Origin of the sequence: Streptomyces sp. NPDC060184, from assembly GCF_042728795.1 — a bacterium.
GTDB lineage: Bacteria > Actinomycetota > Actinomycetes > Streptomycetales > Streptomycetaceae > Streptomyces.
In genome coordinates, this window is sequence record NZ_JBHWYX010000023.1 from 1 (window position 1) to 22,998 (window position 22,998).

At 72.4% G+C, this 22,998-nt stretch carries 21 protein-coding genes; 13 read left to right on the forward strand and 8 right to left on the reverse strand.

All coding sequences use genetic code 11. From position 1 onward, the window contains the following. Window positions 1–110: 110 nt before the first annotated feature. On the forward strand, window positions 111–1,481 hold the full coding sequence (locus ACFWEE_RS17105) for an MFS transporter (protein WP_386889907.1): 1,371 nt from the start codon (window positions 111–113) through the stop codon (window positions 1,479–1,481). On the opposite strand, the gene ACFWEE_RS17110 is transcribed toward ACFWEE_RS17105, so the two are convergent. The 3 genes from ACFWEE_RS17110 to ACFWEE_RS17120 form a co-directional block, all read right to left on the reverse strand. Beyond that, window positions 1,443–2,288: a spermidine synthase gene (locus ACFWEE_RS17110; RefSeq protein ID WP_386889908.1), complete on the reverse strand. Its 846-nt coding sequence runs from the start codon at window positions 2,286–2,288 to the stop codon at window positions 1,443–1,445. The genes ACFWEE_RS17105 and ACFWEE_RS17110 overlap by 39 nt on opposite strands. 195 nt (window positions 2,289–2,483) lie before the next feature. Next, the gene (gene tuf, locus ACFWEE_RS17115; protein WP_386889910.1) at window positions 2,484–3,659 is read right to left on the reverse strand and encodes an elongation factor Tu; all 1,176 of its coding nucleotides are present in this window, start codon (window positions 3,657–3,659) and stop codon (window positions 2,484–2,486) included. 91 nt (window positions 3,660–3,750) lie between these two features. Further along, entirely contained in the window at window positions 3,751–3,930 is a 180-nt protein-coding gene (locus ACFWEE_RS17120) for a hypothetical protein (RefSeq protein ID WP_386889912.1), read from the reverse strand. A 182-nt stretch (window positions 3,931–4,112) separates the two neighbouring features. Between ACFWEE_RS17120 and ACFWEE_RS17125 the strand changes: the two genes are divergently transcribed. From ACFWEE_RS17125 to ACFWEE_RS17135, 3 genes are all read left to right on the forward strand, one after another. Next, the gene (locus ACFWEE_RS17125; protein ID WP_386889914.1) at window positions 4,113–4,826 is read left to right on the forward strand and encodes a TVP38/TMEM64 family protein; all 714 of its coding nucleotides are present in this window, start codon (window positions 4,113–4,115) and stop codon (window positions 4,824–4,826) included. Between the two features lie 265 nt (window positions 4,827–5,091). Beyond that, window positions 5,092–5,964 carry an undecaprenyl-diphosphate phosphatase gene (locus ACFWEE_RS17130; protein WP_386889915.1) on the forward strand — a complete coding sequence of 291 codons (873 nt, stop codon included), beginning with the start codon at window positions 5,092–5,094 and terminating at the stop codon, window positions 5,962–5,964. A 333-nt stretch (window positions 5,965–6,297) separates the two neighbouring features. Next, window positions 6,298–6,522 carry a hypothetical protein gene (locus ACFWEE_RS17135; protein ID WP_386889917.1) on the forward strand — a complete coding sequence of 75 codons (225 nt, stop codon included), beginning with the start codon at window positions 6,298–6,300 and terminating at the stop codon, window positions 6,520–6,522. 174 nt (window positions 6,523–6,696) lie between these two features. On the opposite strand, the gene ACFWEE_RS17140 is transcribed toward ACFWEE_RS17135, so the two are convergent. The 4 genes from ACFWEE_RS17140 to ACFWEE_RS17155 form a co-directional block, all read right to left on the reverse strand. Next, on the reverse strand, window positions 6,697–7,692 hold the full coding sequence (locus ACFWEE_RS17140) for a hypothetical protein (RefSeq protein ID WP_386889918.1): 996 nt from the start codon (window positions 7,690–7,692) through the stop codon (window positions 6,697–6,699). Window positions 7,693–8,288: 596 nt separating this feature from the next. Beyond that, window positions 8,289–9,068, reverse strand: a complete 780-nt coding sequence (locus tag ACFWEE_RS17145; RefSeq protein ID WP_386889920.1) for an ABC transporter permease — start codon at window positions 9,066–9,068, stop codon at window positions 8,289–8,291. A 125-nt stretch (window positions 9,069–9,193) separates the two neighbouring features. Then, the gene (locus ACFWEE_RS17150) at window positions 9,194–9,460 is read right to left on the reverse strand and encodes a hypothetical protein (RefSeq protein WP_266701666.1); all 267 of its coding nucleotides are present in this window, start codon (window positions 9,458–9,460) and stop codon (window positions 9,194–9,196) included. A gap of 47 nt (window positions 9,461–9,507) precedes the next feature. Beyond that, the gene (locus tag ACFWEE_RS17155; RefSeq protein ID WP_386889923.1) at window positions 9,508–10,131 is read right to left on the reverse strand and encodes a flavin reductase family protein; all 624 of its coding nucleotides are present in this window, start codon (window positions 10,129–10,131) and stop codon (window positions 9,508–9,510) included. Here ACFWEE_RS17155 and ACFWEE_RS17160 point away from each other — a divergent pair. Next, window positions 10,130–10,261 carry a hypothetical protein gene (locus ACFWEE_RS17160; protein ID WP_386889924.1) on the forward strand — a complete coding sequence of 44 codons (132 nt, stop codon included), beginning with the start codon at window positions 10,130–10,132 and terminating at the stop codon, window positions 10,259–10,261. The two genes, ACFWEE_RS17155 and ACFWEE_RS17160, sit on opposite strands and share 2 nt — an antisense overlap. A gap of 32 nt (window positions 10,262–10,293) precedes the next feature. Here the strand turns inward: ACFWEE_RS17160 and ACFWEE_RS17165 are convergent, their stop codons facing one another. After that, complete coding sequence (locus tag ACFWEE_RS17165) at window positions 10,294–11,898, reverse strand: helix-turn-helix domain-containing protein (protein WP_386890055.1); 1,605 nt, start codon at window positions 11,896–11,898, stop codon at window positions 10,294–10,296. 132 nt (window positions 11,899–12,030) lie between these two features. Here ACFWEE_RS17165 and ACFWEE_RS17170 point away from each other — a divergent pair, with 132 nt between their 5' ends. From ACFWEE_RS17170 to ACFWEE_RS17205, 8 genes are read left to right on the forward strand one after another with little or no spacing between them, the layout of a single operon-like run. Continuing rightward, window positions 12,031–13,896, forward strand: coding sequence for an SIP domain-containing protein (locus ACFWEE_RS17170; RefSeq protein WP_386889926.1), 1,866 nt, complete (start codon window positions 12,031–12,033; stop codon window positions 13,894–13,896). A 59-nt stretch (window positions 13,897–13,955) separates the two neighbouring features. Further along, on the forward strand, window positions 13,956–14,948 hold the full coding sequence (locus ACFWEE_RS17175) for an ABC transporter substrate-binding protein (protein WP_386889927.1): 993 nt from the start codon (window positions 13,956–13,958) through the stop codon (window positions 14,946–14,948). Further along, a complete protein-coding gene (locus ACFWEE_RS17180; protein WP_386889928.1) occupies window positions 14,945–15,988 on the forward strand; it encodes a FecCD family ABC transporter permease in 1,044 nt (347 codons plus the stop codon). The genes ACFWEE_RS17175 and ACFWEE_RS17180 overlap by 4 nt, the downstream gene beginning before the upstream one ends. Continuing rightward, on the forward strand, window positions 15,985–17,043 hold the full coding sequence (locus tag ACFWEE_RS17185) for a FecCD family ABC transporter permease (protein ID WP_386889929.1): 1,059 nt from the start codon (window positions 15,985–15,987) through the stop codon (window positions 17,041–17,043). Before ACFWEE_RS17180 ends, ACFWEE_RS17185 begins: the two co-directional genes overlap by 4 nt. Further along, entirely contained in the window at window positions 17,040–17,894 is an 855-nt protein-coding gene (locus tag ACFWEE_RS17190) for an ABC transporter ATP-binding protein (RefSeq protein ID WP_386889930.1), read from the forward strand. The genes ACFWEE_RS17185 and ACFWEE_RS17190 overlap by 4 nt, the downstream gene beginning before the upstream one ends. After that, on the forward strand, window positions 17,887–19,083 hold the full coding sequence (locus ACFWEE_RS17195; RefSeq protein ID WP_386889932.1) for an alpha/beta hydrolase: 1,197 nt from the start codon (window positions 17,887–17,889) through the stop codon (window positions 19,081–19,083). The genes ACFWEE_RS17190 and ACFWEE_RS17195 overlap by 8 nt, the downstream gene beginning before the upstream one ends. Then, complete coding sequence (locus tag ACFWEE_RS17200; RefSeq protein WP_386889933.1) at window positions 19,080–20,843, forward strand: ABC transporter transmembrane domain-containing protein; 1,764 nt, start codon at window positions 19,080–19,082, stop codon at window positions 20,841–20,843. The genes ACFWEE_RS17195 and ACFWEE_RS17200 overlap by 4 nt, the downstream gene beginning before the upstream one ends. Next, complete coding sequence (locus ACFWEE_RS17205) at window positions 20,840–22,591, forward strand: ABC transporter ATP-binding protein (RefSeq protein WP_386889934.1); 1,752 nt, start codon at window positions 20,840–20,842, stop codon at window positions 22,589–22,591. Before ACFWEE_RS17200 ends, ACFWEE_RS17205 begins: the two co-directional genes overlap by 4 nt. Window positions 22,592–22,998 lie beyond the last annotated feature (407 nt).

Here is a 22,998-nt window from a genome sequence, read left to right on the forward strand (position 1 = left end):
GCCCGGCTCTTCGCGAGCCGGGCGGCAAAACCGGGTAAAAGGCGGACCTCGTGCCCTCCCGGGGACATATCCATTTGGCAAGGCGGGGCACCTGCGTGTTTAGTCCCTGGGTGACGTCCCCCGTTCCTTCCCCCGCGAAGCGGCTCCGCCCCGAGTGGGCCGGCCGCAATTACACCCTGCTGACCAGCGCCGCCATCATCACGGGCGTGGGCAGCAGCAGCGCCCTCATCGCCACCTCGTTCGCGGTGCTCCAGCAAGGCGGGGACGGCGGGGACATCGGACTCGTGGCCGCCGCCCGCACCCTGCCGCTGGTGGTCTTCATCCTGATCGGCGGCGCCGTCGCGGACCGGATGCCGCGCCACCGGGTGATGGTCGCGGCCAACGCGCTCAACTGCGTCTCCCAGGCCGCCTTCGCCCTGCTGGTGCTGACCGGCACGGCCGAGCTCTGGCAGATGATGGTGCTCACCGCGCTCTGCGGCACCGGACAGGCCTTCTTCAACCCGGCCGCCGAGGGCATGCTGATGTCCTCCGTCACCCCGGAGCAGTCCGCCCGCGCCTTCTCCTTCTTCCGCATGTCGACCCAGGGCGCCGGTATCGGCGGGGCCGCCCTCGGCGGGGTCATGGCCTCCGCGATGAACCCCGGGTGGGTGCTGGCCGTGGACGCGGCGGGCTTCGCGGTCGCCGGTGCGCTGCGCGCCTTCCTCGACGTGAGCCACATCCCCGCCCGCGAGCCGGGCGGCGGTCTCCTCTCCGACATGCGCGAGGGGTGGCGGGAGTTCATCGGCCGCCCCTGGCTCTGGTCGATCGTCGCGCAGTTCTCGGTGGTGGTGGCCGTCGTCGGCGCCGCCGAGTCGGTCTACGGGCCGCTGGTCGCCCGCGACGAGTTCGGCGGTCCGGGCCCGTGGGGCACCGCCCTCGCCACCTTCGGTGTGGGCACGCTCGGCGGGGCGCTCCTGATGTCGAGGTGGAAGCCCCGGCGGCTGCTGCTCGCGGGCACGCTCGGCGTCTTCCCGCTGGCCCTCCCCTCGGCGGCGCTCGCGGTGCCGCTGCCGGTGGCGGGGCTCTGCGTCGTGATGTTCGTGAGCGGCGTCGCCATAGAGGTGTTCGGGGTGTCCTGGATGACGACGATGCACCAGGAGATCCCGGAGGAGAAGCTGTCGCGGGTCTCCGCCTACGACTGGTTCGGCTCCGTGGCGATGCTGCCGCTCGCCACGGCGGTGGCCGGTCCGGTAGAAGGGCTCGTCGGGCGCGGCACGGCGCTCTGGGGGTGCGCCGCGCTGGTGGTGCTCATGACCGGGCTGGTCCTGCTCGTACCCGACGTACGGAACATGACCCGTCGCGAACACACCGGGCCCGTCGCGGCGAGCGGCTTCGGCTCCGGCTCCGGCTCCGAGGATTCCCTTTCGGTGCCGGCCGCGGGTGCGGCCCTGCCGGCCAGGAGCTCAGCCGATGCTGAAGGCGCCCTCGGGCGGCTCGGGTGAGGCGACCGCGTCGGCGTCGCCGACCGGTTCCGCGCGGCCGATCAGGCGGGTGAGCGCCGGTCCGTGTTCGACCCGGGCGGGGAACGCGTCGCCCGCGCAGCGCCGGGTGAGCGCGGCGGTGTCCAGCGGTGCGTGCCCGGCCAGCAGGACGACGTTGCCGAAGCGCCGGCCGCGCAGCACGGCGGGTTCGGCGACGACCGCGAGCTCGGGGAAGACGGCGGCGAAGCCGGCGAGCTGGGAGCGGAGGAAGCCGAAGGGCGCGCTGTCGGCGAGGTTGGCGGCGTAGATCCCGTCCGCGCGCAGCACCCGGGCGGCGGCCCGGGCGTACTCGACGGAGGTGAGGTGGGCCGGTACGCGCGATCCGCCGAAGACGTCGGCGACCAGTACGTCGACGGAGCCCGGCGCGGTCCGCTCCAGCAGTTCCCGGGCGTCCCCGGCGTGCACGGTGATCCCGCTGTCGTCGGGCAGCGGCAGCAGCTCCGTCACCAGCTCCAGCAGCCCCCGGTCCGCCTCGGCGACCCGCTGACGGGAGCCGGGCCGGGTGGCGGCGGTGTAGCGCGGCAGGGTCAGCGCCCCACCGCCCAGGTGCAGGACGTCGAGCGGTTCGCCCGGGGCGGCGGCGGTGTCCAGCACGTGCGCGAGCCGCTGGACGTACTCGAACTCCAGGTACGCGGGGTCGTCCAGGTCCACGTAGGACTGCGGGGCCCCGTCGACCGTGAGCAGCCACGCGCGGTCCCGGTCCACGTCGGGCAGCAGGCGGGCGGTGCCGCAGTCGACAGCGCGGATGACGGGTATCGGCTCGTTCACTCCCCCATTGTGAGGCGTCCGGCGGGGTGCGGCGTCCGGCGGGGTGCGGAGGCGCAGGCTCGCGGGCGCGGGCGCGGTATGGGGCGCAGGCGCGCGGCGGGCCCGCCTCCCCCGGATGGGGAAGGCGGGCCCCGGCCGTCGCGGCCTTCACCCGCTGCGGCTTTCACCCGCTGCGGCCTTCGCGCCGGTCGCGGCTCACAGCAGCGCGGTGACGGTACCGGCGCCGACCGTGCGACCGCCCTCACGGATCGCGAAGCCGAGCCCGGCCTCCAGCGGGACGTCGCGGCCGAGCTCCACGGTCATGGTGACCGTCTCCCCCGGGCGGGCGGCGCCGGCCGTCCCGAGGTCCACGTCACCGACCACGTCCGCGGTGCGGATGTAGAACTGCGGCCGGTAGCCGGTGGCGACCGGGGTGGTGCGTCCGCCCTCGCGGGCGGACAGCACGTAGACCTGGGCGGTGAAACGGCGCGTCGGGGTGGTGCTGCCCGGCGCCGCCACGACATGGCCCCGCCGGACCCGGTCGCGCTCCACCCCGCGCAGCAGCAGGGCGACGTTGTCCCCGGCCTGCGCGGACTCCATCGGCCTGCCGAAGGTCTCCAGACCGGTGACCACCGTGTCGGTGTCCGCGCCGAGCACTTGGACCCGGTCGCCGATGCGCACGGTGCCGCGCTCCACCGCGCCGGTGACGACGGTGCCACGCCCGGTGATGGTGAGCACGTTCTCGACCGGGAGCAGGAAGGGCGCGTCGGTGTAGCGCACCGGCATCGGGACGTACGTGTCCACCGCGTCGAGCAGCCCCTCGATCGCCGCCGTCCAGCGCGGGTCGCCCTCCAGGGCCCGGAGACCGGAGACCTGGACGACGGGAAGCGAGTCGCCCCCGTACCCGTGCGCGGAGAGCAGGTCGCGCACCTCCAGCTCGACCAGTTCGGCCAGCTCGGGGTCGGCCATGTCCGACTTGTTCAGGGCGACGACGATGTGGTCCACACCGACCTGACGGGCCAGCAGCACGTGCTCGGCGGTCTGCGGCATGACGCCGTCCAGGGCGGAGACGACGAGGATCGCCCCGTCGAGCTGAGCCGCTCCGGTAACCATATTTTTGATGTAGTCGGCGTGGCCGGGCATGTCGACGTGGGCGTAGTGCCGGGTGTCGGTCTCGTACTCGACGTGCGCGAGGTTGATGGTGATGCCGCGCCGGCTCTCCTCGGGGGCGCGGTCGATCCGGTCGAACGCGACGTACGAGGTGGAAGCGCCCGGCCGTGCGCTGAGCACCTTGGTGATGGCGGCGGTGAGCGTCGTCTTCCCGTGGTCGACGTGGCCCATGGTTCCGATGTTGAGGTGGGGCTTGGTGCGGACGAATGCCGTCTTGGGCATGGCTCGTTCCTTGGTTTCGAAGCCGTGAAAGGGGACCCCTGAGCCGGTCCGACCCTCCCCTCGCGGGGTCCGCCGGACAATCGGAGGAGGGTCAGCTTCGGGCGCCGCCGAACAGCGCCGGTGCGGCGGAGGTGGCCGCCGCCGCACATGCCGCTGCGGTGGTCGCGGTCGCGGGGACTGCGGTCGCGGGGGTCGCCACGGCGGTGTTCGCGGCAGCCTTCGGCGCGTCCGCGACTGCGGACGGCGCTGCGAGGAAGGCGTGCCGGGACATGTCCTGGATGATGTCGGGTCGGAGCGGTGCGCGTCGACCGGTTTTCCGGGCCGGGCCGGCGCCTCTCCCGTGCCGGGCGCGGTGGGCGCGCGACGGACGCCGGCCCGGACATCCTGTCGGGCCGTCAGATCATCACGCGTACATTACGGCGATCACATGCCTCTTTCCGTTACTCTCCCCAAATGTTCGAACCCGTCCCCGCGGCCCGTCCCCGCAACGGTCCGGCCCTGCGCTGCTCGAAGGCGCTGCTGTCCCCCTGGTCCCGGTTCTCCCTGCTCGTGGTGGTGCTGGCCGCCTCCGCGTCGAGCATGCTGCTCTTCGACCCACAGCGGATGCTCTCCTCCGGCTGGCCGTCCCAGCTGACGGGCGGCACGGCGGTCCTGCTGTTCGGGCTCGCGTACGGCGTCTGCACCGTCGCCTTCGCGCCGCGCCCGCTGCTCAACCTGGCGGCGGGAGCGCTCTTCGGCACCCAGGCCGGTCTGGCCGCGGCCCTCGCGGGCACGGTGCTCGGGGCCGGTATCTCCTTCCTGCTCGGCCGGGTGCTGGGGCAGGACGCGCTGCGCACCCTGGTGCGCGGGCGCTGGCTGAAGGCCGCGGACGGCTTGCTGAGCAGGCACGGTTTCCGTTCCATGCTGGCGCTCCGGCTCTTCCCGGGCGTGCCGTTCGCCGCCGCCAACTACTGCGCGGCCACCTCCCGCATGCGGTACACGCCGTTCCTGCTGGCGACCGGGCTCGGCTCGATCCCCAACACGGCCGCCTACGTCGTCGCGGGCAGCGAGGCCGCCTCGCCGACGTCTCCCGCGTTCCTCGTCGCGACGGGCTTCATCGTGCTGTCGGCCGTCGGAGGTGCGCTGGTCGCCTGGCGCAAACGCCATCGGTTCGCCAAGGCCGCCTGATCCCGCGGGCCCGTCCCGGCGGCGGAAGCGCGAACGGCCTCGGGAGCGCGGGTGCGGCCTCGGAAGCGCGGGCGCGCCCAGGGGCGGAGCACGCTCCGGGGCGGGGGCAGGGGACAAGCCGTTCACCCGCAGGCGATACCCTGCGCCCGACGACAAAAGATCTCCGAGGCGTTCGCCTTGTCCTTTTCTGACCGTATTCGCACGCTGCCGACGTCCTCGTGTCGTGCGGCCGTAGCCTGATCACCTCCGGGATGGCCTAAGCCCCATGAGCTGGTTCGAATCATTCGTCCTGGGCCTCGTTCAGGGACTGACCGAGTTCCTGCCGATCTCCTCCAGCGCCCATCTGCGGCTGACCGCCGCTTTCGCGGGCTGGCACGACCCTGGTGCGGCGTTCACCGCCATCACCCAGATCGGCACGGAAGCGGCGGTGATCATCTACTTCCGCAAGGACATCGTCCGCATCATCTCGTCCTGGTTCCAGTCGCTCTTCAAGCGCGAGATGCGCGGCAACCACGACGCCCAGATGGGCTGGCTGGTCATCGTCGGGTCGATCCCGATCGGCGTTCTCGGGGTCACCTTCAAGGACCAGATCGAGGGGCCCTTCCGCGATCTTCGCCTGATCGCGACGACCCTGATCGTCATGGGCATCGTCCTCGGCATCGCGGACCGGCTCGCGGCCCGCGACGAGGCCGGCGGCAGGCACCGCGCCGCCAAGGAGCGCAAGTCGCTCCAGGACCTGGGCGTGCGGGACGGCCTGATCTACGGGTTCTGCCAGGCGATGGCGCTGATCCCGGGCGTCTCCCGCTCCGGCGCCACCATCAGCGGTGGTCTGCTCATGGGCTACACCCGTGAGGCCGCGGCCCGCTACTCCTTCCTGCTGGCCATCCCCGCCGTTCTGGCTTCCGGTGTCTTCGAGCTCAAGGACGCGGGCGAGGGGCACGTCTCCTGGGGCCCGACGATCTTCGCGACCCTGGTCGCTTTCGTGGTCGGTTACGTGGTCATCGCCTGGTTCATGAAGTTCATCTCGTCCAAGAGCTTCATGCCGTTCGTCTACTACCGGATCGCCCTCGGTATCGTCCTCTTCGTGCTGGTCACGGCGGGTGTGCTGAGCCCCCACGCGGGTGAGTCGGCGGGCTGACCAGTCCCCGTAGCGCCCCGGATGCCCCCAGGTTCCCGCCTGGGGGCATCCGGGCGTTTCGGGGGCATTTTGCGCGCCTCCCGGGGGGCTTGTCTCCCGGCGTTCGTTCTCCCGGTCGTCCCTGACCAGGCGCCCTCGGACCGGTCGTCCCCCGGGCCGGCCGTCCCCGGGTCAGTCATCCCCGGGTCAGTCGTCCCCGGACCGGTCGTCCCCGGACCGGTCATCCCCGGACCGGTCATCCCCGGACCGGTCGTCCCCGGACCGGAGCGGCTCGGAGCCACCGGCAGCCCCGCGCCGGATGCGACGGGGCGCATCCCGTCGCACGCTGGGCGCATGGCAACTCCACCGATCGTCATACACCGGCCGACCCCCTCCGGAGGCCGTCGCGTGACCGTCCACTACGAGGGCCGGGACGAGATCCTGGGGCTCGCCCATTCGGACCGGGACGTGATCGTCTTCCTCGCCGAAGCCGGGCTGGACGACCCCGACCGGATACTCGACAACCCGATGTGGGTCGAGTGGCGCGGCGGTCGCGCCCACCGGTACGAAGCAGCGTGACGCCTGGTCCCGACGCGCCGCGCCGCGCCGGGCCGCCTCGCGGATCGGAGCCGTACGAGCACGGCTCGTCCCGGTACGGGACACACGGGCCCTCGTGTCCTCGGCGGGCCGCCCTCGGCACCGACGGGCACCGGAACGCCCGGGTGCCTCACGACCGGACCTCACCGAGCGCCCTCACGACCGGGTGATCGTCCCGCACTCGGGGTCGTCCGCCTTCGGCTCCTCGATCGGGGCGCTGCGGTCGTAGGGGTCCGACGCGGGGCCCGTGGCGGGTTCGCCGGTGGACCCGCCGTCGGGGAAGACGGGATGGAACCAACCGTCGCTCACCCCGCACTCGCTGTTGAAGAACTCCGCACTGTACTTCCCGATGCTGATCCGCCCTTTCGTGGCGATCCACTTGGCCGGGTCGGCGACCACGACGTTCAGGTCGCGCCGGATGATGGTCCGCGCCACGGTCTCGTCGCCGCCCTCGGCACGGACCAGCGGGTAGACGAAGGTGTAGTCCGCGTGGATCCGCACCTGGCCCGGCTCACCGGCGGCGAACGTCATGTGGCCGCGCACCTTCACCACGTCGCCCGCCAGACGCAGTTCGGCGGGGTCGAAACGGCTGACCGCGTTCAGCGGGTCGTTCAGCCGCCCGGGCTTGCGCAGCTCCTTCCGTATCCGGTCCGTGAAGTCCTTCTGCGTCGGGTCGACGAGGGCCAGCGCCGCGGTCGGTTCGGCGCCGCGCAGAACGGCGGGGTCCAGGCTGGTCCCCGTCACGTACTCCTTGGTGATCCGGAGAGCCTGCTCCACGTCGTCCCGGCTGAGGCCCCCGGTCGCTTGGGCGGGCGGCAGCTCGATACCGGCGGCGCCGTCCGCCCAGGCCAGCGCGGGAGAGCCGCGGAACGGCTGGGCGAGCGAGGGCCACCGCAGCTCCTCCGACGCTGCGGGGGCACCGGTGGGCAGGGCCGTCTCGGCGGGCAGCGGGGCGACCGCCTCCCCGGCGGCGCCGTCGGCCGGCGTGTGACCGGGGAGATGGTCCAGGACCAGCCCCGGCCGGACGCAGACGACCGTGATCAGCACGCACGCCACGAGACCGACGACGGCCGGCAGACGGCGGCGCCGGGTCCCGTTGATCTCCTGCCAAGCCGGCCCCGTACGCCAGCCCTGCGGAAGAGCCGCGGCCACCTCTCGGGCCTTGGCCCGGCGCTCTCTCGCCGACCGTTCCTTCCGGGCGGGCCGCGCGTCCGGCCCACTGGCGCTCAGGAAGGCAGCCCACGTCTCGTCCACCTCGCCGGACCGGCTCTCACGGGAGTCGTTCCCGTCCCCGCTCTCGGGGGTTTCAGGGGCTACGGGAGTTACCGGAGTTGCGGGGATCTCCGGTCCTTCGCGGTTCTCTGGTCCTTCGCGATTCTCCGGTCCTTCGCGGTTCTCCGGTCCCTTGGGCCCCTGGGCTCTCGCGGGGTTCTCAGCTCCGGCGGGGCCCTCGGCTCCGTCGGGGCTCGCGGGTCTTTCGGGGTTCGCGGGGCTCTCGGGGTTCGCGGGGCTCTCGGAGTTTGCGGGTCTTTCGGGGGGCACGACAGCGCTCATGGGCCGATTTCCTCGGGTGGTCCGGTGTGCAGAAGGGCCACCGGAGTCGAAGAGACGCTTCGCGCAGTCGGCAGGCAACCTCTGTCCGTCCCGCCCTCCGGGGCCTGAAGTGATCATTCGTCAGGCGTGTGCGACCGACAAGGGTTCACGACAGGTGTGAGCAAGCTGTGATCGAACGGCACCGCGTGCGCGCGTCACCCCAGCGTGGGGCGGAAAAGGCGGTGGCGGGCGACGAGTTCGACGGTGATCGCCACCGCGATCGACTGCACGGCCATCAGCGCGACCAGCACGAAGAGCTGCACCGCGCCGGCCATCAACGGGCCGGCGCCACCGAGCAGCATCCCGACGAACGCGCCCGGCAGGGTGACCAGCCCGACGGTCCGCGTCTGGTCGAGGCCGGGCAGCAGCGCGTCGGACGCCGAGGGCCTCGCGATCTCCACCCGGGCGTCCCGGTCCGAGAACCCGAGCGCCATCGCCGCCTCCACCTCCCCCCGCCGTTGCTCCAGCTCGTCGAGCGCCCGCCGTCCGGCCTGGACGGTCACCGTCAGCGCCCCGCCGATGAGGATGCCGGTGACCGGAATCAGCGCGATGCCCTTCAGCGGTACGAGTCCGGTCAGCAGCAGCGAACCGACCACCGGCACCACCCCCGCGGCGATCGGCACGCACGTCAGCCACCAGGTGTGGTTGCCGGTGATCCGGCGCCCGGCCGTACGGACCGCGACCGAGAACATCACGACCAGGAACGCCAGCAGCCCCAGCACCTCGGTGACCGCCCACGTGATCACCAGGGACACCGCCGCGAGCTGTACCGCCGCGCGCACCCCCGCGATCAGGATCTCCCGGGCCCGGCGCGCCGGGTCGTCCGGAGACAGGTGGCACAGCCCCGCCACGGCCGCCGCCACCAGGGCCAGCACGCCCAGCAGGATGCCGAGCGTGAGGTTGACCGGGAGGAGGGATGCCGCGCTCAGTGTCACCGGCCCACCTTACGGGCCGGCCCGTTCGGGCCCCGGGGTGTTGTCCGCAGGATGCCGGTCACCGGCGCCGGTCACGGGCGCGGTGACGGGGAGTTGGTCACGGGGTGCGGGTCACGGGGTGCGGGTCACGGGGTGTCCCCCTGCCAGTCCCACCGGTGGAGGTCGCCCCGGCGGGGGCCGTACTCGGCTCGGCCGCCCGGGCCGTACGCCCCTATCTCCGTGATCAGGGCCGCCCCCTCGGCCAGCGCCGTCTCCGACCATCCGGTCACGTCGAGAAGCAGCCCGTCCAGGGGGCCGCCGACCAGCTCACGATAGGTGTGCCCGGGGCGCGGTCCGGGATCCGGGTCCTCATGGTCGGCGCCGTACACCCGACGCCGCATCAGCTCGTCCATACGGGCAGGATCGCACCCACCACTGACAACCGCAGGGCGCGGGCCGCTCACCGCGCTTCGGGGCCGTCGCCCTTCTGCCACTGGGCCCAGGGAACCCGGGCGATCTCACGGATGCCGCCGAGCGTGCCCCACTCGTTCTTGCCGAGCCGGGTGAGCGGGCGCATCCGGGTGATCTCCGGGTGCCCGTCCACCAGGACCGCCTCGTCGACGGCCGCGTGCACCACACGGCCGAAGACCACGGTGGAGTCCCCGAGGAGCACGGTGCTGTGCAGCTCGCATTCGAGCGCGACCGGCGACGCGGCGACCCGCGGCGGTGCGACCCGGAGACTGGGCTCGGTGGGGATGCCGACCGCCTCGAACTCGCTCGTGCCGTGAGGGAAGTCGGTACTGGTGGCGTTGATCTGCTCGAAGAGCTGCTCGGGCGCGAGGTTCACCACGAACGAGCCGGTCTGCTCGATGTTGCGCAGCGAGTCCTTGCGGCCGACCGAGGTGAACTGGACGACCGGGGGCGTGACGCAGGCGATGGTGAAGAAGGAGTGCGGCGCCAGGTTCGCGGTGCCGTCCGCGGCGACGGTGGAGACCCACGCGATCGGCCGGGGCACGACCACGGCGGTCATGAGCCGGTAGAAGGACGAGGACTGCATGGCCTGAGGATCGAAGTCGACGCGCATGATCAGCAGTATCCCGCCCGGCCCGACGGATTTCGGCCAGGGGTCCCGGCATGGCAGCACCCCGCGTTCCGCCGGCGTGATCGACAGCCCGGCAGCCGGCCTGATCGTCGGCCTGATACCGGCGGCCTGATCGACGGCGTCCGTCGTCTCCGGCCACGGCTCTCACTGGTTCCGTTCGGACTCGCGCTGTTGATAGTCGCGCGGAGACAGTCCGTGGAAGCGGGAGAAGGCGGCGCTGAACGTGGGCAGGTGGGCGTACCCGGTCCGGCGCGCGACGGCGCTGGGCGGCGCGCCCCCGGCGAGCAGGTCGCGGGCGACGCGCATGCGGGCGGCATAGCGCCAGCGCCCCAGTGTCATACCGGTCTCGTCGCGGAAGGCACGGTGGATCTCAGCGCCGACATCGATCGTGTACGTCCCGCCGGGCTCGCCGATGCGGCGCAGGCACTCCATCGCGACGGCACGCGCGCGCGGACTCGTGGGCATCGGCACCGACAGCGCTCGCTGCGCGGCGACCTGTTCCGCGAACAGGTCGAGGACGTGGCGGGGGTCGTGGTCGTCGGGTCGCAGTCCGGACCGGGCGCTGATCGAGCAGGACATCAGGTAGTCGTCCCACGCGGGCGAGAACCGCACCTGGAGCGGCTCCGTCAGGCGGAGGTCGCCGGGACTGGCGTTGCCCAGCGGCAGGGAGACCGAGTTCTCCCGGAGGCCGGTGACGTGTTCCCTCTCCGCGGGGATCCAGGTCGCCACTCCTCGCTCGCGCTCGTAGCGCCGGTCGCCGATGTCCAAGTACCCACTGCCCCGGTACATCCAGCTGAGGACGTGGATGTCGTTGGTGTGCGACGGCGTGCTGGCCGCGGGCAGCATCTCGGGCGCGGCGGGAGTGTCCGTCCTGCGCACCATCCGGATCAGGTCGTCGGTCTGCCGTGCCGCCGCCGCCCGTTGCGTCAGCCCGCGCCCGCCGGGACGGGCGGAGAGCTCCCGTCCGAACTCGTGGGGGGTCACTCCGAAGCGGCCCTTGAAGGCACGGGTGAGGCCGTTGCGGCTGGCGAAGCCCACGCGGGCGGCCACCTGGTCCACGTCGTAGTCGGCGGCGAGGAGTTCCACGGCAGCGCCGAGCCGGCAGAGCAGCCGCCACTGCTCGAACGTGAGCCCGGTGTCGGCGAGGAAGTCACGGCGGAGGGTGCGTGCGCTGGAAAGCACCCGCACAGCCCATTGCTCGACCGTGAGGTCGAGCGCGGGGTCGCGCATCAGTTCGTCGGCGACCGCTCTGGCGCCGGGGGCGTACGGCATCGTCGGCGAGGTGAACCCCGCCGGGCCCGGATCACGCCCGGCCTCGGCGGACTCCGGGGGGCGCGTGCCGGGACGCCGGAGGAGCTCTTCGATCGCCTCGTGGGAGTAGCCGTGGCCGTTGAAGGGGGTGACCTGGAGGTTGAAAAGCTGGATCAACCAGTCCTGCCAAGCACCGGGAACGTCGAACCGCGTCAGTTCCGACGGCCCCGGGGCGCCGAGGCGGGCGTGGGACCACAGCGGGAAGGCGACCGTGCCCGGCTCGGTGACGATCGCCCGCTCCGCCCGGCCGTCCGCGGGGATCCAGGCGCCTTCGCCTGCCTCCAGGCGGAGTTCGGGACCGCCGTCGAGGCGCACCCGCGCCGTACCGGTGCGGACCCAGAGCAGCAGCGGCCGTACGGGCGCGTCCGTCGGCCTCAACCTCGCGGCCGGAATCGGCGGCGGGTCGCCCACGCCTGCGGCGAGCGAGGAAGGAAGCATCACGCCCTAACCCTATGGCAGTCTGCGCACCCCACACCAGGTAAGGTTCGCCTAACCTTAACAGCGCGCGCCCCCTTGATGCCGGTGCGCGACATCTGCCTCCGTAGCGACCGGAAAGGTCCGTTCTCCGCCATGCCCAAAACCTCGCGCCGACTCACCGTGCGCCCGCCGACCCTGCGTGAGGTCGAGGTGGTCAGGACCGTCGACATCACCCCGGGGATGCGGCGGGTCACGCTGGGCGGCGAACAGCTGCGTGCGTTCACCGCCGCGGACGGCCTCGCGCGCCCGGCCTTCGAGTCCCCGGGCTTCGACGACGACCTCACGTTCTACTTCCCGTACCCGGGCCGGCGCGATCCGGTGCTTCCGGTCCAGGGCGAGGCCAAGTTGATCGTGCCCAAGGACCCCCGGCCGCTGTCGCGGGTCTACACGGTCCGCCGATGGGATCCCGAGCGCTGCGAGCTGGACGTGGACTTCGTCGAGCACGGGGTGGGCGTCGGAACGACATGGGCCTCCCGCACCGGGCCGGGCGACCGGATCCATCTCAGCGGCCCGAGCACGTCCAAGGCGTTCCCGGCCGGCGCCGACTGGCTGCTCGTGGCGGGCGACGACACCGCGCTCCCCGCGATCGGCCGCCTGCTCGACGAACTGCCTCCCGGCACCCGGGCGCAGGTGTTCATCGAGATCGCCGAGGACGCCCACCGCCAGGAGCTGCGCGAGCTGCCCGGGGTCGTCGTGACGTGGCTGGTCCGCTCCGGCGCACCGGCCGGGACCGCTTCGCTGCTCACCGAGTCCGTCCGCGGGGCGCGGTGGTGGCCGGGCCAGGTGTTCGCGTGGCTGGCCGGCGAGCACACGGCCGTGCGGGACATGCGCCGGCACCTGGTCGAGGACCGCGGCGTGCCCAAGGAGGACATCGACTTCTCCGGTTACTGGCGTCGTGCCGAGGTCGTCGTGCTGAAGACCGACGGGGCGGTACCCGACCCGGAGAGGACGGTCACTCCGTTCCAGAAGCTCCACGACCTGACCGAGCTCGTGGCGCCGATCGCGATCCGGACCGCCGTCGAGCTGGGCGTACCCGACCTGATCTCCCGCGGCGTGACCAGCGTGTCCGGGTTGGCCGTCAAGGCCGGCGCCGACGAGCGCGCTCTCGGCAAGCTGCTGCGTTACCTGCACACCCTGGACGTGGTGACCGAGACGGAACCGGACCACTACGTCCTGACGCCGGTCGGCGACGTCCTCACGCTCGACTTCATCGCCGACCGGCTCCACTCCGCCGGGGTGGTCGGTCGCGAGATGCTCGGGCTTCACGGCCTCACGGAGTCGGTCCGCACCGGTCGCCCCGCCTACGCCTCGGTCACCGGCCAGACCTTCGACGACGTGCGGGCCGAGCAGGAGTACGAGGACCGTCACCTGGAGCGCCTGGCGAAGTTCCAGCCCGCCCTGGCCGGACCGATCGCCACGTCCGGCCTGCTCGACGGGGTCCGGCACCTGGTGATCCACTCCGGAGGCGCCGGCGCCCACGCCCGGGAGTACGTGGCGGCCCACGAGAACCTGCGCGTGACGATCTGCGCCCTGCCCGCCCAGGCCGACTGGCTGCGCCGCGACCTGCCCGCCACGATTCCCGACGACGGGCAACGCACGCGGGTCGGTGTGCGGGAGCAGTCCGTCTTCGAGCCCGGCCCGCCGGCCGACGCCGTGCTCGTCAGCCGCGCCTTCAAGTCCCTCCCCGACGCCGACGCCGCTCACGCACTGCGCCGGGCGGCCGAGAACCTCTCCCCCGGCGGACGGGTGCTGCTGATCGAGGACACCTTCGACACCGACGCGCTCGACGAGCACGACGGCGAGGCAGACCTGATCGGCCTGGTCTGCCACGGGGCCGGTCTTCGCACCGCGGCGGAGCTGGACGCCGTCGTCGCCCGGGCCGGTCTCACGCGCAGGGCGGCGCACACCGTCGGCCTGGGCGTCACCGTCCACGAGCTCGTCCGCTCCACCGCCGGCTGAACCCCTCCACTCCCGAGAACACGAGAAAAGAAGAGAACCCCATGAACAACATGCCCCTGATGAGACGTGGTGCAGCCCTCGCCGTCGCGCTGATGAGCGCGTCGCTCGTCCTCACCGCCTGCGGCGGTGACAGCGACGACACCGGTGGCAAGGCCGCCGGGACCAGCAGTGCCAAGGCCGCCGGAACCCGCAGCGTCACGGCCGAGAACGGCACGGTCGAGGTGCCCGTCGCCCCCCGGCGCATCGTCACGATCGGGAACACGAACCTCCCGTTCATCGATCTGGGGGGCAAGCCGGTGGGCGTGACCGAGGCGTCCGACTCCGACCTCGCCGTGCTGCCGGAGGACCAGCGGAGCGCGTACGACGCCGCCGAGGTCATCGGCAGCAGCGGCGGCGAGGTCGACGTGGAGAAGCTCGCCGCCCTCAAGCCGGACCTCATCCTGGTCCAGTTCTCCTCGGACGACTGGGCCAAGGTCGGCAAGCGGCTCGAATCGATCGCCCCGACCGTGTACTGGGGACTCGACACCGAGTGGAAGGCCTTCGCCGACGCCATCGCGCAGGCCAGCAACGTCACGGACTCGCTCGGCCGGCAGAAGGCGGCGTACCAGGAGAAGATCACCAAGATCCAGAAGACCTACGGCGAGATCATCGACAGCACCTCGTTCGTCGACGTCTCCCGGGGGGACTGGAGCGATCCCGGAACCTTCTACATCGCGGACATCGGCTGCTCCGAGATCGCGCGGGACGACATCGGCTTCAACCTCCCCGAGGCGGCCGAGGGCAAGGACCCCCTGGCCTACGAGTCCCTGCCGTTCGAGCAGATCGGCGAGCTGTCCGCGTACGACGTGATCACCTACCCCGTCGACGCCGACGGCCGTCCGAAGGAGCCCTTCGAGCCGGTCGTGAAGACCAACACCTGGAAGGCGCTGCCCGCCGTGAAGTCCGGTCGGGCACTGGGGGTCTTCTGCCCCGGCAACAACTCCTACGGGCCCGTCATCCAGTACCTGGACTCGCTCGACGGTGCGCTGGCGACCCTCTCCGGCAAGCTGTGACAGCCCTCGCCCTGCGGCAGGACGGTCCGGGCACCACGGCGGTGCCCGGACCGCCTCGTCGTCTGCTCGGCCTGGTCCTCGCACTGGTCGCCCTGGCGGCCCTGCTGCTGCTGAGCGTCATGATCGGTTCGACGGCGATCGCGCCGTCCGTGGCCTGGGACGCCCTGTTCCACTCCTCGGCCGGCATCGACCAGTTCGCGATCCGCGACTTCCGGCTGCCCCGCACGATCGTGGGGCTGGTCGTCGGCGTCGCCCTCGGTCTGTCGGGCGCGTTGATCCAGGCGCTCACCCGCAATCCCCTCGCCGATCCGGGCGTCCTCGGCGTCCACGCCGGTGCGTCGTTCGCGGTGACGGTCGCGGTGGGCCTGCTCGGCGTCCGCGACATCCAGGACTCCATGTGGTTCGCGTTCGCCGGGGCGCTGGTCGTCACGCTCCTGGTGCTCGCCTTCGGATCGACACGGCAGGGTTCCTCGCCGGTGGTCATGGTGCTCGCCGGGGTCTGCGTCGGCGCCGTGCTCGGCGGCGCCCGGGAAGCGCTCCAATTGACCGACCCGGACGCCTTCGACGCGATGCGGAACTGGAACGCCGGGTCGATCGCGGGTCGCCCGCTGGATGTCGTGTGGCCGATCCTGCCGTTCTTCGCGGTGGCGGTCGTCCTGGCCTTCGCCGTGTCGGGCCCGCTCAACGCCTTGGCCCTGGGTGACGAGCTGGCGGTCGCCCAGGGGGTCCGGCTGGTGCGCACCCGGGTGCTCGCGGTGATAGCACTCACCCTCCTCGCGGGCGGCGCCACCGCGATCGCCGGACCCATCGGATTCGTCGGACTCATGGTGCCGCACGTGGCCCGCTGGATCGTCGGCCCGCACCAACGCTGGATCTTCGCCTACAGCGCCCTCCTCGCGCCGAGCCTGCTGCTGGTCTCCGACATCCTCGGACGCGTCGTGATGAGGCCGGGCGAGATCCCCGTGGGCATCGTCACCGCCTTCGTCGGCGCCCCCGTCCTCGTCGCGCTGGTGCGGCGGAAGAAGTCGAGCGGACTATGAGCACGCACATTCCACGGGTGGACTTCGGGCGGCGGACGCTGGTGCTGAGGCACCGCCGGTTCGCCGTACGGCTGCGGTGGCGCTCGGTCGTCGTCTGCGCGGTGCTCGCCGTCGCGATCGCCTGCACGGCGGTGCTCGCGCTGATGACCGGCTCGTACGCGCTGAGCCCCGGGCAGGTGCTCTCGGCGCTGACCGGCGGGGAGACCGGCATCGTGCACGAGGTCGTGGTCGAGTGGCGGCTGCCCCGGGTGACCGCGGCGCTGGTGTTCGGGGCGGCTCTGGGTGTGAGCGGGGCGGTCTTCCAGTCACTGATGCGCAACCCTCTCGCCGACCCCGGCATCGTCGGGTTCTCCCAGGGCTCCTACACCGGCGCGCTGATCGTGATCCTGGTCGTCGACGGCACCTACGCGCAGCTGGTCGGCGGGGCGCTGCTGGGCGGGATGGCCACCGCCGTGGCCGTGTACGTCCTCGCGTACCGGCGAGGGGTGCAGGGGTTCCGGCTGATCATCGTGGGCATCGGCGTCTCGGCGATGCTCGGGTCGCTCAACACCTGGCTGGTCCTCAAGGCCGACCTGGACCAGGCGATGTCCGCAGCCACGTGGGGTGCCGGGTCGCTCAACGGCGTGTCCTGGAACCAGGTCGTCGTCGGCGGCGCCTGCATCGCCGGACTCCTGCTGCTGGCCGGGGTGCTGAGCCGGCCGATGCGGCAGATGGAGCTCGGCGACGACGCGGCGGCCTCGCAAGGGGTACGTGTCCCGGCGGTACGCCTCGGCCTGATCCTGGTGGGAGTGGCGCTGACGGCGACGGTCACGGCCGCGTCGGGGCCGATCGCGTTCATCTCGCTGGTCGCCCCGCAGATCGGACGCCGGCTCGCCCGCACCGCCGGGATCACCCTCGCGCCCGCCGCCCTCGTCGGCGCGCTGCTGTGTCTGGCATCGGACCACCTCGCCCAGCACGTGGCCCCCACCCCACTGCCGGTCGGCATCGTCACCGTCGTGCTCGGCGGTGGCTATCTCGCATACCTGCTGTTCACCGAAGCAAGGAAACGCCTGTGAACACGACCCCGGCCGACACCGCGCGCCTCCGTGTGGAGGCGGCGACGATCGGCTACGACAAGCGGATCATCTCCGAGCACCTCTCGGTGGCGATCCCCGACAAGTCGTTCACGGTCATCGTCGGACCGAACGCGTGCGGCAAGTCGACCCTGCTGCGCAGCCTGTCCCGGCTGCGGAAGCCGTCGGCCGGGCAGGTCGTCCTCGACGGTGCCGACATCAACTCCTACAAGACCAAAGAGGTGGCCCGCCGGGTCGGGCTGCTGCCGCAGTCCTCGATCGCGCCGGACGGGATCACCGTCGCCGACCTCGTGGCCCGGGGACGCTACCCCCACCAGGGGTTCGTCCGGCAGTGGACCGAGGAGGACGAGCAGGCCGTGCTCAAGGCGATGCGCCGGACCTCGGTCGCCGACCTCTCCGGGCGCCCGGTGGACGAGCTGTCGGGCGGGCAGCGCCAGCGCGTGTGGGTGGCGATGGCGCTCGCGCAGCACACCGACATCATGCTGCTCGACGAACCGACCACCTTCCTCGACATCACCCACCAGATCGAGCTGCTGGAACTGTTCACCGACCTGCACCACGTCGGCCACACCCTGGTCGCCGTCCTGCACGACCTGAACCACGCCGCCCGCTACGGCACCCACCTGATCGCCATGAAGGACGGCGCCGTGGTCGCCGAGGGCACTCCGGACGAGGTCGTCACGGCCGAGCTGGTCGAGGAGGTGTTCGGTCTGCGCTGCCTGGTGGTGCCCGATCCGGTGGCGGGCAGCCCCCAGGTGGTGCCGCTCGGCCGTGAACGAACCCGGCGGAGGTCCGCCGACCGGACCGGCGTGGAGAGTGCGCGACATGGCTGATCCGTCGATCGAGAAGCTCGCGACCGGTGAATGGAGCCCGGAAAGGTTCAGACGACACCTGGCGAAGACGGGTGCACCGCTCGTCGAGCGGGTCTCCGCGGACGAGGTGGAGGTGACGTTCGTCGACGAGCCGGGGGACGACACGGCGGTCACGCTCTCGGTGGTGATCGGCCCCAGAGTCGGCTTCAACCCGGTTCTCACGGAGTTCGCCCCGGTGGCGGGGACGCCGTTCCGCGTTCTCACCCTGCGGATACGTTCCGACCTGCGCTTCTCGTACGTCTTCGTACGACGAGGAACGACGGGCGAGGGCGAACGGGTTCCCGATCCGTTCAACCCGCCGCCGAGGTTCTCCACGTGCTCGGTGGAGCGGTTCTCCCGGGCCTCGGTGGCCGTGCTGCCCGACGCCGCGCCGCTGCCCTGGCTCGACCGGGCCGAGGCGCGGCCGGCCCCGGCGGTGGAAGCCGGCGTGCTGACGAGCGAGCTGCTGGCGGACGACCGCCGTGTCTGGGTCTCGATGCCCCCGGGAGAGTCCCCCGAGGGGAGCGCACTCCCCTACGTGATCCACCTGGACGGCACGCCGGACCACAGCGCGCCAAGCGTTCGGGACGCCCTGGTCCGGGCGGGACTCGTCCGGCCCTGCGTGGTGGTCCTCGTCGAACAGCCCGCATCGCGGCGCGACAAGGAACTGCTCTGCGACCCGGCCTTCTCGCACATGCTGGTCCAGGAACTGCTGCCGTGGCTCCACCACCGGTATCCGCTCTCGCGGGATCCCGGTGACGTCGCGCTGGCCGGCGAGAGCTTCGGCGGTCTGTGCGCCGGCTGGACAGCACTCCACCACCCGACGGCGTTCGGCAACGCCATCCTCCAGTCCCCGTCGTGCGGGTACCACCCGGACCTCAGGTGGGGCACCGGACCGGGTGAGCTGCTGCGCCGCACCCCCGTACCGACCCTGATCGCCGACTTCCTGGCGGCGGAGGCGGCACCGATCCGCGTCTTCCACGACGTCGGCGAGCTGGAGAGCTCGAACACCCACAGCCGCTGGCTGGACCACGTGCTCACCACCAAGGGCTACGCAACCCTCTACAGGGAGTTCGCCGGCGGACACGACTACGCCTGGTGGCGAGGGATCTTCGCCGACGCCCTGCTCTGGTGCTTCCCGCCCGTCTCCGGAGATCGGAGTGAGGCATGAGGAACAACGCCTCGCGTCTCCCGGGCGCCGACCCTGCGGGGCTGGGGCGCGGACCGCTGACCCGTCGGCTGCCGGTGCTCCTGCTCGCTCCCGACGAGCCGCTCGACGCCCGGCCGTTCGAGTCCGGGCCGGGCACCACCCCGGGCCGGTTCCTGCTGCGCGTGATCTTCTCGGTGCGGCGGATCAGCGTTCCCGCGGCGCTGCTGGCGATCGTGTGGCAGGTGGGCGAGTCCGCGGTCCCAGTGGTGACGGGACTGGCGGTCGACCGGGCCCTCGCGACCGGGGACGGGGGACAGCTGGCCCTCTGGCTCGGCGTCCTGGTGGCCCTCTACGCCGCGCTGACGACGGCGGCCCGGCTCTCGCTGCGGCTCACCGCCCATGCGGTGCAGGTACTGCAGCACCGGCTGCGCGCCACCCTCTCCACGGGTGTGCTGCACCCGGTCGGCGGCACCGGCCGTGCGCCGGACGCCGACGTGGTCTCGGTGATGACGAGCGACGTCGCGCGCCTGTCCAACGCGGTGATCCTGACGATCATCCCGGTCTCCAGGATCACCGCCATCGGATTCATCGCGGCGTCGCTGCTGGCGACGCACTGGCTGCTCGGGCTCGTGGTGCTGTTCGGGGCACCGGTCGCGGTCTGGTCGATGGGCCTGCTCAGCGACCGGCTCTCCCGGGACACCCGCGAGTACCAGAGACTGCTGGCCTCCACGGTCGGACAGGCCACGGACCTGGTCTCCGGCTACCGGGTGATCAAGGGGATGCGTGCCGAGGCCGAGGCGACCAGCCGGTACCGGCGAGCGAGCCAGGAAACCCTGGTCGGCGCCCGGCGCAACGCGGGCCTGCTGGGGAGGTTCCTCGTGGGCTCGGGCGTCGTCAGCGGCACGTTCGTCGCCGCGGTGGTGGGGCTGGCGGGCTGGTTCGCCGTGGACGGACAGCTCAGCGTCGGCGGGCTGATCACCGCCGTCGGCCTCGCCCAGGCGCTGCTGCCGCAGATCCAGGCGATCGCGAGCACGTCCGTCCCCAACCTCGCCGGTGGTCGCGCCTCGTCCGTGCGGGTCCTCGACGTACTGCGGGACGGCGCCACGCCGACCGCTGAACCCGGCGTGGCTCCCCGGCAGGAGATCAGCGCGCTGCCGGCGCTGGACGTACGGGTACCCGACGCCTCCGGGACCGGCGTGGCGATCCGGGTCGGGCCCGGCGAGCTCGTGGGCGTACGCGCCGACGACGCGACCGCCGCCCGCGTCGTCGGGGCGCTGCTGGACCCGCGGGCCCGGGGAGGGGTCGAGGCGCGGCTCGACGGGATCGCGGCGCAGTCCCTCTCCCCCGTCGAGTACCGCTCCCGGGTCACGGTCGCGCCGCACCGCGCCACGCTGTTCAGCGGCACCCTCCGCGACAACGTCGCCGTGGTCGCGGACTCGCCCGCGCGGGTGGACGCCGCTGTACGAGCCGCCGCCTGCGACGACTTCGCGGCCGACCTCGACGTCCCGGTCGGCGAGGGCGGCAACCGGCTCTCGGGCGGCCAGCGCCAGCGGGTGGCGCTCGCCCGCGCCCTCGCGAGCGACGCGCCGGTGCTCGTCCTGCACGACCCGACCACCGCGGTCGACTCGGTCACCGAGCACGCGATCGCGGGCCGGCTGCGCGGTGTCCGGGCAGGCCGCTCGACACTGCTGATCACCTCGGCCCCGGCGCTGCTCGCTGCCTGCGACCGTGTCGTCGAACTGTCCGACAACGTACCCGCGACCTCAAGGACGGCTCAGTGAGCGGCATTTCCGTCGTACCCCGGACCACGGCTTCCGATGCCGGACGGCCCGGACTGCCGGTGGCGAGCGGACGCGAGACGGCCGGGGAGGTGTGGCGGCTCAGCCACGGGTACCGGCTCCGGCTCGCCGCGACCGGGGTGCTGGGGATCGTCAGCACCGGCGTCGACCTGGTCGTCTCCGTGGCGATCGGATCCCTCGTCGACCATGTGCGGGCAGGCACCGCGAGCCTCGCCACCGTGCTGACGACCACGGTCGTCATGGCGCTCTCGGCGGTCCTCGGTGCCGCAGGCACCGCGCTGACGATCGTGCTCGCCACCCGCGTCTACCACTCCCTCCTCGCCACGCTGCGCGAGCGGCTGGTGGGCCGCGCGATGACGCTCCCCCAGCACCTCGTCGAGCGCGCGGGCACCGGTGACCTGATATCCCGGTCCAGCGACGACGTCACCGCGGTCGCCGACGCCGCCCCCGCCGTGATCCCGGTTCTCACCCTCACCCTCTTCACCATCGTCGTGTCGCTGGGCGGGCTCGCGGCACTGGAATGGCCCTACGCGGTCGCCTTCACCGTCGTGCTGCCGGTCTACGCGCTGGCCGTGCGGTGGTACCTGCGCGTCGGCCTGGGCGTCTACCGCGCCGAGCGCACGGCGATGAGCGCGCGCGCCCAGCAGATCCACGAGTCCCAGCGCGGCTACGCCACCGTGCTCGGTTTCGGGCTCGGCGAGCAACGGCACCGGGCCGTGATGACGGATTCCTGGCGCGTCGCGACGCAGTCCCTGCGCGCACGCACCGTGCTGAGCATGCTCAACGCCCGGCTCAACCTCGGCGAGTGCCTGAGCCTGGCCGCCGTACTCGTCGTCGGCTTCGTCCTCGTCGACCACGGCGCGTCGACCGTCGGCGGAGCCACCACCGCCATGCTGCTCGTGCTGCGCCTGCTCGGCCCGGTCAACCAACTGCTGCTGGTCGTCGACACCCTCCAGTCCGCCCTCGCCTCACTGAGCCGCATGATCGGGATCGCCACGCTTCCGCTCGGCCCCTCGGACGCCCCGGCGCGGGCCGCGAGCACCGCCGTCCACCTCGACGAGGTCTCGTTCCGCTACGGCGAGGGGCCACGGGTGCTCGACGACATCACCCTCACCGTCCCGTCCGGTCAGCGCGTGGCTGTCGTCGGCGTGTCCGGGGCGGGCAAGACCACGCTCGCCGGAGTCGTCGCCGGGACCCACCTGCCCGAGGCCGGGAAAGTAACCCGCCCCAGCCGTACCGCGATGATCACCCAGGAGGTCCACGTCTTCGCGGGCACCCTGCGCGACAACCTCACCCTCGCCGCGCCCACGGCCACCGACCACGACCTCCACGCAGCGCTGGAAGCCACCGGCGCCACGCCGCTCCTCGGCCTTCTCCCCGACCGGTTGGACACCCCGCTGGGTGTCGGCGGACACCCCCTCACCGACGCACAGGCGCAACAACTCGCTCTCGCCCGCCTGCTGCTCACCGACGCCGACCTGGTGATCCTCGACGAGGCGACCGCCGAAGCGGGCTCCACCGACGCCGGCCAGCTCGACCGCGCAGCCGACGCCGTCCTCGCCGGGCGCACCGCAGTCGTGGTCGCGCACCGCCTCTCCCAGGCGGCGGCCTGCGACCGGATCATGGTGATGGAACGCGGCCGGGTCATCGAGACCGGCACCCACGGAGAGCTGGTCGAAGCCGGTGGTGTGTACGCCGGGCTGTGGGCCGCCTGGGAGGCCGCCCGGTGACGACGACCGGGCGGATCGGACGACCGGGCGAGGATGCGCCGCAGTCCGCGGAAGTTGTCGTGCTGGGTCGGGCCGGGGCGGAGGACAGAGACAGCCAGGAGGTGACCAGCCGGGCGGTGGTACCAGGCGCTCGGTCAGCGGAGGCGTGCGGTTAAATCTGGCCGAGCGGACAACCTGACTGCGGTTTACCTCCGCTCGCGCGGAGAGCACCCTTCGCGACCTGCCCCTATCCGAGCCCGTTGCAGTTCCTTTGCCGAGCTTGGCCGCGCATGCTCACCGTCCTTTTCGTCGCGCGGCGAAGGCTCGCCTCTCACATCGGTGCCACGTTCGGCACCGCCCCGCCCCTCCCGTCATGCGGGTGAAGCGGCGGCAGGTTCGGTCGTCGCCTGCCGGCCCGGTAGTCGGCT